Raw genomic sequence first — 460 nt, 5'->3', positions numbered from 1 at the left:
GGCTGAAACAGAACGCCAATTGAAACTGGCTGAGGATGAAGAGAAACGCCTGGCAGCATTGAGTGAAGAGGCCCGGGCTGTGGAGGTGGCACAAAAAAATCTTGCTGCTGCACAATCTGAGCTGGCGAAAGTGGATGAAGAGATTAATACGCTCAATACCCGTTTAAGCTCCAGTATTCATGCCCGTGATGCAGAAACGAATACGCTGTCCGGAAAACGAAATGAGTTGGATCAGGCATCTGCTAAATATAAAGAACTGGATGAAAGGGTTAAACTTTTATCTCCTAGGGCGAATGATCCGCTTCAGAGTCGTCCTTTTTTTGAGGCCACCAGACTACGGGCGAGAGCTGGTGATGAGATGGAGGAAAAACAAAAGCAGGTAACAGCATCAGAAACGCGTCTTAACCAGATTAGCTCTGAGATAAATGGAATCCAAGAGGCTATTTCTCAGGCTAATAAC

Annotated in this window: 1 pseudogene; it reads left to right on the top strand. The window is 46.3% G+C overall.

Annotated features, from left to right (window positions below):
• Positions 1 to 460, top strand: a pseudogene (locus JNB91_RS30415) (hypothetical protein); the annotation flags it as partial.

The organism is Aliirhizobium wenxiniae (genome assembly GCF_019511445.1).
Lineage (GTDB): Bacteria > Pseudomonadota > Alphaproteobacteria > Rhizobiales > Rhizobiaceae > Neorhizobium > Neorhizobium wenxiniae_A.
The sequence above is the reverse complement of the archived record's forward strand: the minus strand, read 5'-3'. Positions and strand labels throughout refer to the sequence as shown.